The following is a 16,162-nucleotide window of genomic DNA, read 5'->3' on the forward strand; positions in this document are numbered from 1 at the left end:
GGGGCGCCGCGCCTGACCGGGCGGGGCGCCGCCTCAGGGCCACTGATCCTCGTCCCCCGGCGGCCAGGGCTGCGCCTCCTCCACCGGTGCGCCCCGCTGGCGCCGGATCTCCTCGTTGCGGCGCCAGCGCTCCTCGAGGATACGCCGCTCCTCCTGCGCGCGCCGCTCCTCCTCCCAGTAGAGATCGTCCTCGCCCTGCGGGAGTTGCAGCGGTTCATCCTCGATCTGCGGCATCTGCTGCTCGTCGTCGCGGCGCAGCTGCTCCTGCAGCTGGCGCTCGCGCTCACGGCGGCGCTGCTCCTCCCGCGGATCAACACCCCAGCCGGGCGTCATCTCCTCGCGCGGTGCGGCCTCCTCGCGCTCGTCGTCGCCGAACAGATCGCGGAACCAGCGCCAGCGGTCGCGGCCGCGACACTCCGGCGCCGGCTCCAGGCGCGTCTCGTAGGAGAAGGGCAGCTCGGTGCCACCGCGGCAATACTCCGGGTTCATATACTGGCCGCGCGCATTGACCGGCTTGAACTCGACCCCGCGCGGCGGCGCCACGCGGCCGTGGCGGTGCGGCAGTTTGCGCATGATTTCGGTCCAGATCTTCAGCGCGCCTGTGGCGCCGGTCAGGCTGGTGCGCTCGTTGTCGTCGCGCCCCAGCCACACCACCGCAGTCACCCCCGGGGAGAAACCGGCGAACCAGCTGTCGCGGTAGTCGTTGGTGGTGCCCGTCTTACCGGCAAAGGCCACGCTGCCCGGCAGGCGGCGGTAGGCACTCCTGCCGGTGCCCTGGCGCATCGCCTGTTCCAGCGCGTAGCGCAGCAGGTAGGCGGGCACCGCATCCACATTGCGCTCGGCGCGGCGGCGGAAGTGCTGCACCTGCTCGCCGTGGGCATCGGACACCGCCAGCAGGGTGCGCGGCTCCACATGCTCGCCGCCGTTGGCGATGGTCTGGAACATATTCGCCACCTCGAAGGGGGTCAGTTCCACCGCCCCCAACAACATGGATGGCACCCGCGGCAGGTCCGCCTGCACCCCCAGGCGGCGGATGGTCTGGCGCACATTCTCCAGCCCCAGATCCAGACCCAGGCGTGCGGTGGCCTGGTTGTAGGACTTGGCCAGAGCCATATACAGGGGCGTGGGGCCGTGGCTGCGCTTGTCGAAGTTGGACGGCATCCACACCTCGCCATTGTCCCCCTCGACGCGGATGGGCGCATCCTCGATTGGGGTGGCCAGGTTGTACTGGTGCGGCCGCTCCAGCGCGGTCAGATAGACCGCCGGCTTGATCAGCGAACCGACCTGGCGCCGCGCCTCCAGCGCGCGGTTAAAGCCCGGGTAGTGGGGGCGGCGGTCGCCGACCATGGCCAGCACGTCGCCGCTGTGATTGTCCAGCAGCACCGTGGCCGCCTGCAGGGAGTCGGCCTGGATACCGCGGTCCTTCTCCAGCTGCGCGGCGCCATTGCTGACCGCGTCCTCGGCCAGCTTCTGCACCGAGGGCGCCAGGGTGGTGTAGATGCGCAGACCGGCGGTGCGCAGCTCCTCGATCGAGTAGTAGGGGCGCAGCTCCTCCAGCAGCCGCTCGGTAAACGCCGGGTAGGGGTTCTGCGCCCGGGCGCCGGCGCTGGCCACCTCCAGCGGCTTGGCACTGTAGGTCTTGTGCTGTTCCGGGGTGATCAGGCCCTGTTCCAGCATCACGTCCAGCACCGTGTTGCGCCGCTCCAGCGCGCGCTTCGGGTTGCGCCAGGGGTTGTAGTAGGAGGCGCCCTTGGCCAGCCCCACCAGCAGCGCTATCTGGTGCGGCTCCAGGGTGTCCAGCGGCTTCTGAAAGTAGAACTCGGACGCCAGGCCGAAACCGTAGATGGCGCGGCTGCCCTGCTGGCCGAGCCACACCTCGTTGATGTACTCCTGCAGTATGTAGCCCTTCTCGTAGTGCAGCTCCATCAGGATCGCCATCAGCGCTTCGTTGAACTTGCGCCTCAGGCTCGGCTTGTGGTCGAAGAAGATGTTCTTCACCAGCTGCTGGGTGATGGTGGAACCGCCCTGCACCACTTCGCCGGCCTTCAGGTTGGCCACCATGGCGCGGGCTATGCCGCGCGGGGACACGCCGAAGTGGTAGAGAAAATCCTGGTCTTCCACCGCGATCAGGGTGTTGGCCAGCAGCGGCGGAATGTCGGCGAAACGCACCGGGTTGCGGTCGTCGCCGCCGCCGAGCAGGGTGCCGATATTGGCGGCGTCGAGACGGAAGGATTTCAGGCGCTCGCCATTCTCGTCACGCAGATTGCTGATCTCGTCGTTGCGCAGGCGGAAGCTGACCACCGCGGCCGGCTCGCGGCCGTCCGCATGCACGAAGTCGCGGCGCCAGACCCGGTAGTCCATTCCGTCGCGGGTCCACTGCCCCGGCTCGGACAGCGACTTCTGCTGGCGGTAGTTCAGGGCCGCGAACTCGGCCTCGAGTTCGTCCGGGCGCATGACCATGCCCTCGCGCAACACCAGCGCGCGCGCGAAGACCCGCGCCGGCAACTGGTACTGGCGGCTGTCGAGCCGCTCGCGCAGCTGCACGTCCAGGTAGACCATATAGCCGGCCAGCACCAGCCCGCCCACCAGGGCCAGCAGGCCGAGCCGCACCATCCAGCGGTGGAGTCTTCCCGGTTTCGACGCCTTGCCGCGCCGGCGCTTTGTCGATGCCATAGAGAGGAAATACCTAACTGTTCATTCAACTATAGATAGATGTAAATCCCACCTATCCGGGGATTGACCGCAACTTCGGTGCCTGAGTTCACTGCGCAGGGGCTGGCCTTTATAAGGTCTGCCGTATCCCGTCTCAAGCCGAGTAGCGGAATTGGCGGGCCGGCCGCCTTGCACTTGCCCGGATGGCGGCCATAATGCGCCGGAAAAGTACACGAATCAGCCCGGGAATAGGACACAGATGCACCAGTATGATCTCTACGGCATAGGCGCCGCCCTGCTCGATACAGAAATCGAGGTCACCGACAGCGACCTGCAGACACTCGGCGTCGACAAGGGGGTCATGACCCTGGTGGACGACGCGCGCCAGCGCGAGCTGGTCGACGCGCTGCAAGATCACCTGGTGACCGCCAGGCGCGCCTGCGGCGGCTCCGGCGCCAACACCGTGATCGCGGCCAGCTATTTCGGTCTGCGCACCTTCTATTCCTGCAAGGTGGCGGCGGACGACAACGGCGACTTCTATCGCGCCAACCTCACCAGTGCCGGGGTCGCCTATCCGGCCAGCCTGCAACAGGCCGACGGCGGCACCACCGGCAAGTGCCTGGTGCTGATCACGCCGGATGCCGAGCGCAGTATGAACACCTATCTCGGTATCAGCGAGCGGCTGTCCGTGACGGAACTGGACAGCGAGGCGCTGGCCGCCTCGCGCTGGGCCTATATCGAGGGCTATCTGGTTTCCTCCTCCAGCGGCCGCGCCGCCGCCATAGCTCTGCGCGAGCAGGCGGAAAAGGCCGGCGTCAAGACCGCGCTGAGCCTGTCCGACCCGGCCATGGTACAGCTGTTCGGCGACGGCCTGCGGGAGATGATCGGCGGCGGCGTGGATATGCTGTTCTGCAACCGCGACGAGGCCCTCGGCTTTACCGGCACCGATTCGGTGGATGCGGCCGCGCAGGCCCTGCGCGACCACTGCCGCAGCTTCGCCATCACCCTCGGCGCCGAGGGCGCGCTGCTGTGGGACGGCAAGCGCCAGCAGCGGGTCGCGAGCCCGGCGGTGCATGCGATAGACACCAACGGCGCCGGCGATATGTTCGCCGGCGCCTTCCTGTACGGCATCAACCGGGAGATGTCCTTTGCCGAGGCCGGCGAACTGGCCTGCCGCGCGGCGGCACAGGTGGTGAGCCAGTACGGGCCGCGGCTGCGGGCGGAGCAGCACGCGGAACTGCTGGCGCCAGTAATGTAGGGGCGGACCTTGTGTTCGCCCTGGCACAGGCCGCAAAGGCAGCGAAACTCAATGCGAAGGCCCCGGTAGCAGGGCCGCCACGGCGCCAGCAACGAAGTCCCAAAATTCCGCCGCACCAGGGCGAACACAAGGTTCGCCCCTACGGATCCCGGGTTCCGCAGATTTCCGGCAGGCAGGCCGCAGCGGCAATGCCGAAGCCCTGAGCGTAATCCACCCCCATCAAGCTCAGCCTGTCCATCAGCTCCGGCGTCTCCACATACTCGGCGATGGTGCTGATGCCCATACGTTTGGCCAGGTGGTCGATGGTGCTGACCATCGCGCTGTCGATCTCGTCCTCGAGCATATTGCGTACGAAGGCGCCGTCGATCTTCAGGTAGTCCACCGGCAGCTGGCGCAGGTAGGCCAGGGAGGAGACGCCGCGGCCGAAATCGTCCAGGGCGAAACTGCAGCCAGCGGCGCGCAGCTTGTGAATGAAAATCAGCGCCCGCTCCAGGTTTTCGATCGCGCTGGTCTCGGTGATCTCGAACTGCACCCGCGACGGCGCCACCCCGGCCTCGGTCAGTTCCCGCAGTACGAAGTCGGCGAAGGTCTCGTCGCCGAGACTGATGCCGGAGATATTGATCGCATAGCCGAAGCCGCCGATGCCCTGGCGCTGCTCCTGCGCCATATAGGCGAAGATGCGGCGGATCACCCAGCGGTCCACCTCCTCGATCAGGCCGTAGCGCTCCGCGGCGGGCAGGAAGAGACCGGGGGAGATGACGCCGCCGTCACGGCCGCGCATGCGCACCAGAACCTCGTAGTGGTGCACCCGCTGCTCCCCCTTCAGCGACACCACCGGCTGGCGGTAGAGCAGCAGCCGCTCCTCGCGCAGCGCCGCATGTATCTCCGCGACCCAGGTGGTTTCGCGGCGCTTCTCCAGCGCCTTGCGCGAATCGCCGAACAGCTTCACCCGGTTGCGCCCCTGATCCCGAGCGGTGCAGCAGGCGTCGTTGGCGGACGCCAGCAGCTGGCCGGCGCCGGGGGCGTGCCGGTCGACCGCGACGACGCCGATGGACAGAGCCACACGGCTGTCGCTGCCGTCCCAGTGGAAGACAAAGCTCTGTACCGCCTCGCGCAGGCGCGCGGTCACCCGCCCCGCCTCCTCCAGCGTGCAGTCGCGTAGCAGAATCGCAAATTCATCGCTGCCGACGCGCGCGAACAGATCGGTGCCGGACAGACAGCGCTGCACCAGCTGTACCAGCTGTACCAGCAGCTGGTCGCCGGCACCGTAGCCGAGGGTGTCGTTGATGACCTTGAACTGGTAGATATCCAGGTACAGCAGCACGTGATGCTGGCGCTTGTCCACGCACTGGGACAGGCACCGCTGCAGTTCGCGCTCAAAATACTGGCGGTTGGGCAGCCGCGTCAGGGAGTCGTGGCTGATCTGCCAGCTGAGGCGGGAGGAGATGCGGCGCGCGGGGGAGGTATCGCGCAGCACCACCACATAGTTTTGCAGCGCCGCGCCTTCGCGCACCGCAATCACCTGCACGCTGACCTCCAGCGGATCGCGGACCTCGCCCGGGCGCAGGATATAAGCGATGAATCTGCGCTCGGCGCCCGCGTCGCCGCCGGCTTGCGGCAGCAGCGGCGGCAGCGGCGCGCCGCTGTGGTCGTAGAGCTGCAGGTGGTCGTTCAGGGGCTGACCGGGCAGCAGACCGACCAGCTCGCCGATCATCTCGCCGGCGAGCGGATTGCTGTAGGTCACCCGGCCCCGCGGGTCGGTCACGATAACCGCGTCGGCGACCTCCCCCAAAGCCGCCTCCGCCGCCAGCCGACTGATTTCTGCACCGGGCATCAGCGCGTCCTCCACCTGCGCCAGCAGGCCGAGGTATTCGGCGGATTTCGGATCAAATTCAGTCAAAACTGCAGGCTCGTGTCTCTAACAGGTCGCCGAAAAAGACCCGCTCCGGTCTTTTTCAAGTCGGGTTGTGGCGGCGCCATTCAACACCTTCCCCACCAGCAGGCGTTTAAATTGCACCCTCACAGATGGGTGCGCAAGAAGTTTTTCAGTTTCTCGTCTTCGAAGGCGCGCTGCAGCGTGGCGCTCAACAGGCCGTTGATACGGGACTCCACTTCCTCGCGGCTCGGCTTGATCAGGGTGCGGTCCACACCGCTGGAACGGTAGTTGCCAAAATAGGTGGCGCCGCCGATTTTCACTTCCAGCTGCACCTCGGCCGCGGTGTCCACCTTGCTGGTATACAGCTTGTCCGGGCTTTCGTATTTGAGCCCGGTCAGTTTCGCCAGCACCTGCACGTCGGCAGCGGTATCGACGGTGCGGAAAGACCAGTTTTCGAATCCGCGCCGCAGGCTGTCGGCCACCGCGTCTTCGACATTGTTGGCCAGGTTCACCCGGGCCGTGTCCGCGTAGATGCCGCCGAGCGAGCCGAGGCCGCCGCCGCCCAGCTGGTTGACGCCGCGCACACTCAGGGTGTGTCCCGCACCGATATCACTCGGCGCCACGTCCACCTGCGGTCGCACCTGAATCTGCAGCGGGCTGTGGGCGCAGGCCGCCAGCGTGCAGGCGGCGAGAAAAAGCAGCAGTTTCTTCATCGATTCCTCCAACGAATATCTGTGGGAAATTGTCTGATCCCGTTCGTACGTCTACGGTAGCGAAAGTTCAACCGTGGTGGTGATGGTCGCCGTCGGACGCCTTCAGCCGCACCACCGGCACGCGGAATTCGAGCGCCAGGCCGCCGGCAAAGCGCAGCCGCAGCGGCACCACCTCGCCGGCGCGCAGGCGCACCCCGCGCAACATCAGGTGCACGCCGCCGGGCGCCATCGCCACCTGTTCACCAGGGGGTATCGTCAGTGCGGCCAGCGGGCGCATACGGCTGATTCCGTTTTCGTGCACCGTCGTGTGCAGGTCGGCGGCGGCCCCCTCGATACCGGGCAGCTCGACCCCCTGCAGCTCCAGCGCCCGGTCGCCGGCGTTTTTCAGCGTGAGGTAGGCGGCGCTCATGGCTGCGCCCGGCAGCGTCTCGCGCGCATAGCCCTCCAGTTGCAGCCGGGGGGCATCGCCCCCCTGTGCCAGGCCGGGGCCGGACAGCAGCGCGCCGCACAGCAGCGCTCCAAAACAGATCAACAGTTTTTTCACTATTCAGTCTCCGCTGCAGGTTTCATCAGCAGCAGCCGCGGCGGGCTGCCGAGTTTGATATCGCCGCGCACCCGGTAGCCGGGCACCGCTTCGCGCAGCTGCTGGTAGATCCAGCGCCCCTCGGCATCGTCGCGCGCGACAATCAGGACGCGCAGACCCTCGCGGCGGATCCGCTCGGCGGCGCCGCGCAGCTGCGCTGTGACCTCGTCGGATCTGGCCGCCAGGGCGGCCGCCGGCAGCGCCAGGGGCTCCCCGTCCGGCAGATCCAGCTCCGCGCGGCTGCGCTCGCGCCGCAACTGCGCGCGCACCTCCGCCACCAGCGGGTTGCCCGGCGCCAGCGCCTCGGCGCGGTTCAGGAGGCTGCCGACCTCTCCGAAGGCGCGCCGGCGCAGCGCGCCGCGGGCGCGTTCGACGAATTCGATCACGATGGTCTGGATGCCGCTGGCGGCGCGGCTGTTGTCCGGATCCAGCTGCTGGACGCGCAGGTAATAGTCATAGGCGCTGGCGCCGGCCGGCTCGGTCAGCTGGCCCTCGCGCTGGGCCTGTTCGGCGCGCTCGAGGAAGAAGGCCACATTGCGCCGGCGGATCTCCTCCGGCGACGGGCCGGCCGGTTCCGGCAGAGGCACCGCGCGGGGCGCCGGCACCGGCGGGGTACTGACACAGCCACTCAACCAGGCGACCAGCAACAGCGCTGGCCCGATAACGTGAAGGCGCTCAAACGACGACAATCCCAATCCCCCGTGTTGTTTTTTTGCTCCGCGGGCATCGCTATACTGCCGGCTCCACTGAACCCCCGCCCGCGGCGGCAGTCAGATGTATGCGTCTGACTATAAAGAATTTTTGCCCCTATGGCTGTGATGACAGACAGTTTCCGAAAAAATTTCCTCGCCCTGCTGGCCGCAGTGGTATTTGTGTTCGCGGCAGGCGCCGGCGCACAGCCATCCCAATCCCCCTTCTCGTCCCTGGAGGCGGCGCAGGACGCCGAGTTCCTGCCGGTGGACGAGGCCTATCGGCAGGACTTCCTGTTCTCTGCCGACGGCGTCAGCGCCATCTTCCAGATAGCCCCGGACTACTACCTGTATCGCGACAAACTGGCCGTCTACCGCCTGGACGGCGGCGAAAAACAGCCACTGCCGCTGACTCTGCCCGATGGCGAGGTCATCTGGGACGAATACTTCGAAAAAGAGACCGAGGTCTACCGGCTGCAGCTGGAATTCCCGTTGGAACTGGGCGGCGCCGCGGATCCGGTGCGCCTGGAGGTCCACTACCAGGGCTGCGCCGACGCCGGCCTCTGCTACCCGCCGCAGGTGCGCCAGTTCCGCCTGGATATAGATGCGGGCAGCGCCACTGCGATCGATGGCGGCGGCGCGGCGCCCGCCGCCGGCACCCCGCCGGGCGCGCAGCCGAGCGGTGGCACCACCCTGCCCCTGGCACTGCTGCTTGCCTTCGCCGGCGGCCTGCTGTTGAACCTGATGCCCTGCGTCTTCCCGGTGCTGTCGATCAAATTGCTGGCGGTCAGCCAGGCCGCGCAGCACGCGCACGCGCGCCACTGCCACGGCTGGGCCTACGGCGCCGGCGTGGTGCTGAGCTTCGTGCTGATCGCGGCACTGATGCTGGCACTGCGCGCCGGCGGTGAGGCGATCGGCTGGGGCTTTCAGTTGCAGTCGCCGTGGCTGGTGGCGGCGCTGGCCTATCTGTTCTTCGCGATGGGCCTCGGTCTGTCCGGCCTGACCGAGTTCGGCAGCGGTCTGATGGGTATCGGCGGCAGCCTCAACGCCCGGCAGGGGCTGCGCGGCTCCTTCGCCACCGGCGTCCTGGCCACGGTGGTCGCCAGTCCCTGCACCGCTCCGCTGATGGGCTCGGCGCTCGGCTTCGCGGTCACCCAGCCGGCGCCGGTGGCGCTGCTGGTGTTCGCCGCGCTCGGCGCCGGTATGGCGGCGCCCTTCCTGCTGCTGACTTATATCCCGGCGCTGGCGGACAGGCTGCCGCGCCCGGGCCCGTGGATGGACACACTGAAACAGCTGCTGGCCTTCCCGATGTACCTGACCGCCGTGTGGCTGCTGTGGGTACTCGGGCGCCAGGCCGGCAGCGACGGCGTCGCACTGGTACTGGCCGGCGCCGTGGCCATCGCCTTCGCCCTGTGGCTGTGGCCGCGGCCGCAGTGGCACTGGGGCCGGGGGGGCGCCGCCCTGCTGGCGCTGGTGTTCGCCGCGCTGCTGTTGCCGCGCCTGTCCACAGTGCAGCAACCCGCGGACAGCGCCGGCGGCTACTGGCAGCCCTACTCTCCGGCGCGCCTCGAACAGGCGCGCAATGAAGGGCGCCCGGTTCTGGCCAATATGACCGCGGCCTGGTGCATCACCTGCCTCGCCAACGAGAAGGTGGTACTGTCCAGCGACGAAATCAGCGACGCGGTGCGGCAGCTTGGCGTCGTGGCGCTGAAAGGCGACTGGACCAACCAGGACCCGCAGATCAGCGAGCTGCTGGCCAGATACGGCCGCTCCAGCGTCCCCCTGTATCTCCTCTACCCGGCCGGCGGCGGCGAGGCCCGCATTCTGCCGCAGGTGCTGACCCGCGACGGACTGCTGGCAGAACTCGAAGCGGCGGCGCGCAATTCCAGCGCCCTGACGGTCGACTGACGCGACAGACCGCCTTTGTAGCCATTCCACCGGGCAAAAAAGCCAAGCCTCCACGCAGTTTTGCGCTAAATTTCACGGAAAAGTCGCCGAACTGCGGCTAACTTCAATAATCCGTGTGGCGGGCATGGACAGAGAGTCACTTTTGCGGCACACTCGCCCCAGCACTCGGGCAATTTCGCCAAAAAATCGAGGTTGCCCGCAAGATAGCCAACTTTCGCCCGTATTTTGTGACTGTTTCGCGTCTTTTCTTCAGAGCAAGTTATGGCACGACTTCTACTGCTGCACGGCCCCAATCTCAACCTGCTCGGCACCCGCGAGCCGCATATCTACGGCGCCACCACGCTCGCGCAGATAGACGAGGCGGCCCGCGCCCAGTGCGAGGCGGCCGGTCACCAGCTGCAGGCGCTGCAGAGCAACAGCGAGGCGGAACTGATTGAGCGCATCCAGGCGGCCGCCGGCGAGGGCGTGGACTTTATCGTCATCAACCCCGCCGCCTTTACCCACACCAGCGTGGCGCTGCGCGATGCACTGGCAGCCGTGGCGATCCCCTTTATCGAGGTGCACCTGTCCAACCCCCACGCGCGCGAGGAATTCCGCCGCCACTCCTATTTTTCCGACCTGGCCCGCGGTGTCGTGTGCGGCTTCGGCGCGCACAGCTACACCCTGGCCCTGCAGGCGGCCATCCACCAGTTGGATGCGACGCCCGCCAAAAAATAAACAAACCGACACTACTGCCCAACACACGAGTGAAGAACTATGGATATCCGCAAGATTAAAAAACTGATTGAACTGCTCGAAGAATCGGATATCGGCGAGCTGGAAATCAAGGAAGGCGAGGAATCGGTGCGCATCAGCCGCGGCGTCAGCGGCGCGCCCCAGGCCGCGGCCCCCGTCTACCAGGCGCCGGCGGCCCCCGCGGCAGCGCCCGCCGCGCCGGCGGCGGAAGCCGCCGCCGAGGAGCCGGAAGCCGTGCCGGCGCTCACCGGGCACCCGATCAAGTCACCGATGGTGGGCACCTTCTACGCCGCCCCCAGCCCCGGCGCGGAGCCTTTCGTAAAAGTCGGCCAGCAGGTCAAAGTGGGCGACGTGGTCTGCATCGTCGAGGCGATGAAGATGATGAACCAGATCGAAGCCGACAAGGCCGGCACCATCGAATCCATCCTGGTGGAAGATGGCCAGCCGGTAGAGTTCGACCAGCCGCTCGTGACCATCGTCTGAGCGGGGTGAGCCACTATGTTTGAAAAAATCCTGATCGCCAACCGCGGCGAAATTGCGCTGCGGATACTGCGCGCCTGTAAGGAGATGGGCATCGCCACCGTGGCCGTCCACTCCCAGGTGGACCGCGACCTGAAACACGTGCGCCTCGCCGACGAGTCCGTATGCATAGGCCCCAACCCGTCGCCGCAGAGCTACCTGAACATCCCCGCGATCATCTCCGCGATGGAGATCACCGATTCCGTCGCGGTGCACCCCGGCTACGGCTTCCTGGCGGAAAACGCCGACTTCGCCGAGCAGGTACAGAAAAGCGGCTTCACCTTTATAGGCCCGGACCCGGACGTGATCCGCCTGATGGGCGACAAGGTGTCCGCCATCGCGGCGATGAAGAAGGCCGGCGTACCCACGGTGCCCGGCTCCGACGGCCCACTGCCGGACAACAGCGAGCGCTGCCTGGAGATAGCGCGCAACATCGGCTATCCGGTGATCATCAAGGCCGCCGCCGGTGGCGGCGGGCGCGGCATGCGCGTGGTGCACACCGAGGCCGCCCTGCTGAACGCCATCTCGGTGACCAAATCCGAGGCCGGCGCGGCCTTCGGCGACAGCACCGTGTATATGGAGAAGTTCCTGCAGAACCCGCGCCACGTGGAGATCCAGGTGATGTCCGACGGCCAGGGCAATGCGATTCACCTGGGCGACCGCGACTGCTCCCTGCAGCGCCGCCACCAGAAGGTGCTGGAGGAGGCCCCGGCGCCGGGTATTCCCGACCAGGTGCGCGCCGACGTGTACGAGGCCTGTGTGCAGGCCTGTATCGATATCGGCTACCGCGGCGCCGGCACCTTCGAGTTCCTGTACGAGGACGAGCGTTTCTACTTCATCGAGATGAACACCCGCATCCAGGTGGAGCACCCGGTCACCGAAATGGTCACCGGCGTCGATCTGATCAAGGAACAGATCCGCGTCTGTGCCGGCGAGAAGCTGTCGCTGAAGCAGGAGGACATCGTCATCCGCGGTCACGCCTTCGAGTGCCGCATCAACGCGGAAGACCCGAAGAGCTTCTTCCCCTGCCCGGGCAAGGTGAACAACTTCCACATCCCCGGTGGCCTCGGCGTGCGCGTCGACTCGCACCTCTACTCCGGCTACACGGTGCCGGCCAACTACGACTCGATGATCGCCAAGGTCATCACCCACGCCGAGAGCCGCGAGGCGGCCCTGGCGCGGATGCGCGTGGCCCTGTCGGAGCTGATCGTCGACGGCATCAAGACCAATATTCCGCTGCAGGAAGATCTGGTGCGCGACCAGGCCTTCGCCAAGGGCGGGGTGAATATTCACTACCTGGAGAAGAAGCTGGGGCTCTGACCCGGGAGCGCGGAGCCCCGGCTCCGCTACCGATACCTCCTTGCGGGACACGCCGTGAATACATCCCTGTAGGCTTGTCTGCGAGATCCCTCTCGCAGACAGTCCCGCAAGGAGGTATCGGTATCAGCGCCTTCGCTTCCGACTTCTGCGCTCTTTTCCCTCTACATCAACCGCAAACCACTGGCCACTCCGATATGCCCTGGCTCCAACTCCGCGTAGACACCGACCGCGAACACGCCGAAAAAATCGAGAATGCGCTGCTGTTCGCCGGCGCCGTATCCGTGACCCTGCAGGACAACGCCGACCAGCCGATCCTCGAGCCGGGCCTCGGCGAGGTGCCGCTGTGGGACCAGACGCGGGTCACCGGCCTGTTCGATGCCGAGGTGGACACCGCCGTGGCCGAGGCCAGGGCCGCCTCCTACCTGTGCGAACCGCTGCCCAACGCCCGCTGGGAACAGCTGGAGGACAAGGACTGGGAGCGGGAGTGGATGAGCCACTACAAGCCGATCCAGTGCGGCGACAGGCTGTGGATCTGTCCCAGCTGGTGCGAGCCGCCGCAGCCGGACGCGGTCAACCTGCTGCTGGACCCCGGCCTCGCCTTCGGCACCGGCACCCACCCGACCACTTTCCTGTGCCTGCAGTGGCTCGCGCAGGAACCGCTGGCCGGCAGGAGCGTTATCGACTTCGGCTGCGGCTCCGGCATCCTCGGCATAGGCGCGCTGCTGCTCGGCGCCGAGCGCGCCACCGGCACGGACATAGATCCCCAGGCACTGATCGCCAGCCGCGACAATGCCCGGCGCAACGGCCTGGATCCCGCGCGCTTCCCCGTCTACCTGCCGGAGCAGATGCCGCAGACGCCGGCCGACGTGATGCTCGCCAATATCCTCGCCGGCCCGCTGGTGGCACTGGCACCGCAACTGGTGCAGCTGACCGAAGTCGGCGGCCGCATCTGCCTGTCCGGCATACTCGCGTCCCAGGCGCAGCAAGTAAAAGACGCCTACCGCCAGTGGATCGATTTCGACCGCGATGGCGAACGCGAAGACTGGGTGCGGCTCAGCGGTACCCGTGTGCGCTGAACACTACGCCGCCGGGGGTTGGGCTGATAGACTTGGCCGTCCGATAAATACAAGCCCTGTCGAATGTCGCAACTGGTAACCCGCTGCCCCCATTGCAGCACCTCCTTCCACGTCAACGAACAGCAGCTGCGCGCCGCCCGCGGCGCCGTGCGCTGTGGCTCCTGCCTGCAGGTCTTCCGCGCCGACGAAAATATCGTGTTCGCTGAGAGCGACACGAAAACGAAGAAAGACCTCGAGGCACTGCTCGAAGACGACGATTTCCTGATCCACGACGATATCGACCTGGACGGGGAGGACGAACAGACACCGCCCACCGCAGCCAAACCGGGCGGGAAAGAGGCGGGTGGAGAAAGAGAAACCGGGGATGAGCCCCTGATAGAAGAGGCGTTTGGCGACAGCCAGTGGCGGGATATCGCCGCCCCACCGACGGCTGAAACCGATGACGACGAAGAAGAGGAAGAGGTGCTGTTGCCGGACTGGGAGGACGACCCCTGGGCCGGCGAAGTCCCCGAGCCGCCGAGCCGCGAAACACCGCTCGGCGGGCTCGGGGAAAGCGGGCGGACACAAGACGGCTTCCCCGGACACCGGCAACCGGCCGAGACACCCGCCGCCCGCAGCGGCAGCGGCGACAAGCCCCCGTTTTCCATCGACCCGGAGCGCGAACGGCTGATCTCCGCAATCGAACCCGCGCCACTGGAAGTGGCCTGGAAACCCAGGCGCGACAACCGCGTGCCGGGCTGGCTGTGGGCGCTGCTGGCGCTGTTGCTGCTGGCCGGTATCGCCGCCCAGGTCGCCTACTTTCGTTTCGACACCCTGAGCAGGCAGCAGCCCTGGCGCGACCTCTATGCCCGGATCTGCCCGCTGCTGGACTGCCGGCTGCCCGCGCTGGAAGACCTGCAGGCGATTCACACCGCCAACCTGATAGTGCGCAGCCACCCGCAACTGGAGGGCGCCCTGGTCGTGGACGCGGTGCTGCTCAACACCGCCCCCTATGCACAGCCCTTCCCGGACCTGCTGCTCAGCTTCAGCGACCTGAAGAACAGGCCGGTCGCCAGCCGCCGCTTCGCGCCGCGGGACTACCTGCAGGGCGAACTGGCCGGGCGCAAACAGATGCCCAGCGGCAGCCCTGTGCATATTGCGATCGAGATAGTGGATCCCGGCAGCGAGGCGGTGAACTACGAGCTGCATATTGCGCGCTAGAGCACAGCTTTTGTGTGATCCGGACCCGCCCGCTGGCGCACGAATCCGCGAAAACTGCGCAAACCTCAGTCTAAACGCACAGCGAGCGACCAAATTGCGCGCTTTTTCGCTTTTCCAACGCCGGGGCAGCCGCTATCATAGGCGGCCGTTTTAGTCGGGGCCGCGGGCTCCGACCCCGGCCCGACAGTCCGATTCGACGCCCCGTGGAGCTGCAGTGTCCATCGCCATAGGCCCCTATATTATCGACAGACCGGTAATCCTGGCGCCAATGGCCGGCGTTACCGACCGCCCCTTCCGCCGGCTTTGCCGGGAGCTGGGGGCGGGACTGGTGGTGTCGGAGATGGTGACCTCGGACACGCGCCTGTGGAACAGCCGCAAGTCGCGGCTGCGTCTCGACCACGGCGGCGAGGCGGCGCCTATCTCGGTGCAGATCGCCGGCGGCGACCCGGAGATGATGGCCGAGGCGGCGCGGGAAAACGTCCGGCGCGGCGCCCAGATCATCGACATCAATATGGGCTGCCCGGCGAAGAAGGTTTGCAAGAAGGCGGCGGGCTCCGCCCTGCTGCGGGACGAAAAACTGGTCGCGGATATTCTGGAAGCCGTGGTCCAGTCCGTCTCAGTACCTGTGACCCTGAAAATCCGCACCGGCTGGTGTCCGGATTCGCGCAATGGGGTCGCGGTGGCCAGGATGGCCGAAGACATAGGTATCTCGGCGCTGGCGGTACACGGGCGCACCCGCGCCTGCGGCTACCACGGCCAGGCCGAATTCGATACCATTGCCGAGATTGTATCCAGGGTGAAAATCCCGGTTTTCGCCAACGGAGACATCGCCAGTGCGGAGCGGGCCCGGGAGGTGCTCGACTACACCGGCGCCGCTGCAGTGATGATTGGCCGTGCAGCACAGGGACGGCCATGGATTTTTCGGGAGATAGCCCACTACCTCGCCACCGGCGAGCGGCTGCCCGAACCCTCACTGGAAGAAGTCAGGGATATTTTGCTCGCCCACTTGGGCGAATTACACCGTTTCTACGGTGATGTGATGGGGGTCCGTATCGCCCGCAAGCACGTGGGCTGGTACCTGAAGACACTCGCGGGGAGCGAGTCCTTTCGCAAGACCTTTTTCCAATTGGATAGCGCAGAAGCACAACATGCCAGCGTTCGCGAGTGGTTTGAACGCCGAATAACGAGAGGGGCACAAGCGGCATGAACAATGAAGCACTGATTCCGGATACCGCCAGCGAAGAGGTATCCACCGGGGGGCAGACTCAACTGGCACAGCCGCAGCAGCAGTCTCTGCGCGATGCCGTCGAGCAGGCGATGGAGAACTACTTCCGCCACCTGGACGGGCAGATGGTCACCGATGTCTACGACATGGTGCTGTCCGAGATCGAAGCGCCGATGCTGGAAGTGGTGATGAAGTACACCCGCCACAACCAGACCCGCGCCGCACAGCTGCTGGGCCTGAACCGCGGCACCCTGCGCAAGAAGCTGAAGCGTTACGGGCTGCTGTAACACTATCAGTCCGCTGAGAATAGACACCAAGCCGCGCACCGCGCGGCTTTTACATTTGGGCCGGCGCCTTCAGTCGGCTTCAAGGGCGGCCCTGGTACCGGGATCTTTTGGCGGGACACGC

14 protein-coding genes are annotated in these 16,162 nt (G+C 66.5%); 9 read left to right on the forward strand and 5 right to left on the reverse strand.

Going from position 1 to position 16,162, the window contains the following annotated elements; genetic code table 11:
• Positions 1–33 precede the first annotated feature (33 nt).
• Positions 34–2,673, reverse strand: coding sequence for a penicillin-binding protein 1B (gene mrcB, locus ACXAF3_RS16380; protein ID WP_475113370.1), 2,640 nt, complete (start codon positions 2,671–2,673; stop codon positions 34–36).
• Between the two features lie 238 nt (positions 2,674–2,911).
• Between mrcB and ACXAF3_RS16385 the strand changes: the two genes are divergently transcribed.
• Positions 2,912–3,910, forward strand: a complete 999-nt coding sequence (locus ACXAF3_RS16385) for an adenosine kinase (protein ID WP_475113371.1) — start codon at positions 2,912–2,914, stop codon at positions 3,908–3,910.
• A gap of 139 nt (positions 3,911–4,049) precedes the next feature.
• Here ACXAF3_RS16385 and ACXAF3_RS16390 read toward each other — a convergent pair whose 3' ends face one another.
• The 4 genes from ACXAF3_RS16390 to ACXAF3_RS16405 all read right to left on the reverse strand — a co-directional run bounded on the left by ACXAF3_RS16390 (position 4,050) and on the right by ACXAF3_RS16405 (position 7,771).
• A complete protein-coding gene (locus tag ACXAF3_RS16390; protein WP_475113372.1) occupies positions 4,050–5,810 on the reverse strand; it encodes an EAL domain-containing protein in 1,761 nt (586 codons plus the stop codon).
• Between the two features lie 119 nt (positions 5,811–5,929).
• Complete coding sequence (locus ACXAF3_RS16395; protein WP_475113373.1) at positions 5,930–6,499, reverse strand: YajG family lipoprotein; 570 nt, start codon at positions 6,497–6,499, stop codon at positions 5,930–5,932.
• Positions 6,500–6,566: 67 nt separating this feature from the next.
• The gene (locus ACXAF3_RS16400; RefSeq protein WP_475113374.1) at positions 6,567–7,043 is read right to left on the reverse strand and encodes a copper chaperone PCu(A)C; all 477 of its coding nucleotides are present in this window, start codon (positions 7,041–7,043) and stop codon (positions 6,567–6,569) included.
• The gene (locus ACXAF3_RS16405) at positions 7,043–7,771 is read right to left on the reverse strand and encodes an N-acetylglucosaminyltransferase (protein WP_475113375.1); all 729 of its coding nucleotides are present in this window, start codon (positions 7,769–7,771) and stop codon (positions 7,043–7,045) included. Before ACXAF3_RS16405 ends, ACXAF3_RS16400 begins: the two co-directional genes overlap by 1 nt.
• Positions 7,772–7,891: 120 nt before the next feature.
• Between ACXAF3_RS16405 and ACXAF3_RS16410 the strand changes: the two genes are divergently transcribed.
• From ACXAF3_RS16410 to fis, 8 genes are all read left to right on the forward strand, one after another.
• Positions 7,892–9,679, forward strand: coding sequence for a protein-disulfide reductase DsbD family protein (locus ACXAF3_RS16410; protein ID WP_475113376.1), 1,788 nt, complete (start codon positions 7,892–7,894; stop codon positions 9,677–9,679).
• A gap of 261 nt (positions 9,680–9,940) precedes the next feature.
• Entirely contained in the window at positions 9,941–10,396 is a 456-nt protein-coding gene (gene aroQ, locus ACXAF3_RS16415) for a type II 3-dehydroquinate dehydratase (RefSeq protein WP_475113377.1), read from the forward strand.
• Positions 10,397–10,435: 39 nt separating this feature from the next.
• Positions 10,436–10,897, forward strand: a complete 462-nt coding sequence (accB, locus tag ACXAF3_RS16420; RefSeq protein ID WP_475113378.1) for an acetyl-CoA carboxylase biotin carboxyl carrier protein — start codon at positions 10,436–10,438, stop codon at positions 10,895–10,897.
• A 15-nt stretch (positions 10,898–10,912) separates the two neighbouring features.
• Entirely contained in the window at positions 10,913–12,253 is a 1,341-nt protein-coding gene (gene accC / locus ACXAF3_RS16425) for an acetyl-CoA carboxylase biotin carboxylase subunit (RefSeq protein ID WP_475113379.1), read from the forward strand.
• Between the two features lie 194 nt (positions 12,254–12,447).
• The gene (prmA, locus tag ACXAF3_RS16430; protein ID WP_475113380.1) at positions 12,448–13,329 is read left to right on the forward strand and encodes a 50S ribosomal protein L11 methyltransferase; all 882 of its coding nucleotides are present in this window, start codon (positions 12,448–12,450) and stop codon (positions 13,327–13,329) included.
• A 63-nt stretch (positions 13,330–13,392) separates the two neighbouring features.
• Positions 13,393–14,529 carry a DUF3426 domain-containing protein gene (locus tag ACXAF3_RS16435; protein WP_475113381.1) on the forward strand — a complete coding sequence of 379 codons (1,137 nt, stop codon included), beginning with the start codon at positions 13,393–13,395 and terminating at the stop codon, positions 14,527–14,529.
• 268 nt (positions 14,530–14,797) lie between these two features.
• Entirely contained in the window at positions 14,798–15,736 is a 939-nt protein-coding gene (gene dusB / locus ACXAF3_RS16440) for a tRNA dihydrouridine synthase DusB (protein WP_475113402.1), read from the forward strand.
• The gene (fis, locus tag ACXAF3_RS16445; protein WP_475113382.1) at positions 15,733–16,041 is read left to right on the forward strand and encodes a DNA-binding transcriptional regulator Fis; all 309 of its coding nucleotides are present in this window, start codon (positions 15,733–15,735) and stop codon (positions 16,039–16,041) included. The genes dusB and fis overlap by 4 nt, the downstream gene beginning before the upstream one ends.
• Positions 16,042–16,162: the final 121 nt, after the last annotated feature.

This window comes from Microbulbifer sp. ABF4_143 (genome assembly GCF_056160225.1).

Coding starts and splice junctions, on each gene's coding strand:
- mrcB (WP_475113370.1), bottom strand. CDS start 2,673: ATGGCATCGACAAAGCGCCGGCGCGGCAAGGCGTCGAAACCGGGAAGA.
- fis (WP_475113382.1), top strand. CDS start 15,733: ATGAACAATGAAGCACTGATTCCGGATACCGCCAGCGAAGAGGTATCC.
- accB (WP_475113378.1), top strand. CDS start 10,436: ATGGATATCCGCAAGATTAAAAAACTGATTGAACTGCTCGAAGAATCG.
- ACXAF3_RS16385 (WP_475113371.1), top strand. CDS start 2,912: ATGCACCAGTATGATCTCTACGGCATAGGCGCCGCCCTGCTCGATACA.
- ACXAF3_RS16435 (WP_475113381.1), top strand. CDS start 13,393: ATGTCGCAACTGGTAACCCGCTGCCCCCATTGCAGCACCTCCTTCCAC.
- accC (WP_475113379.1), top strand. CDS start 10,913: ATGTTTGAAAAAATCCTGATCGCCAACCGCGGCGAAATTGCGCTGCGG.
- ACXAF3_RS16410 (WP_475113376.1), top strand. CDS start 7,892: ATGGCTGTGATGACAGACAGTTTCCGAAAAAATTTCCTCGCCCTGCTG.
- prmA (WP_475113380.1), top strand. CDS start 12,448: ATGCCCTGGCTCCAACTCCGCGTAGACACCGACCGCGAACACGCCGAA.
- aroQ (WP_475113377.1), top strand. CDS start 9,941: ATGGCACGACTTCTACTGCTGCACGGCCCCAATCTCAACCTGCTCGGC.
- dusB (WP_475113402.1), top strand. CDS start 14,798: ATGGCCGGCGTTACCGACCGCCCCTTCCGCCGGCTTTGCCGGGAGCTG.
- ACXAF3_RS16395 (WP_475113373.1), bottom strand. CDS start 6,499: ATGAAGAAACTGCTGCTTTTTCTCGCCGCCTGCACGCTGGCGGCCTGC.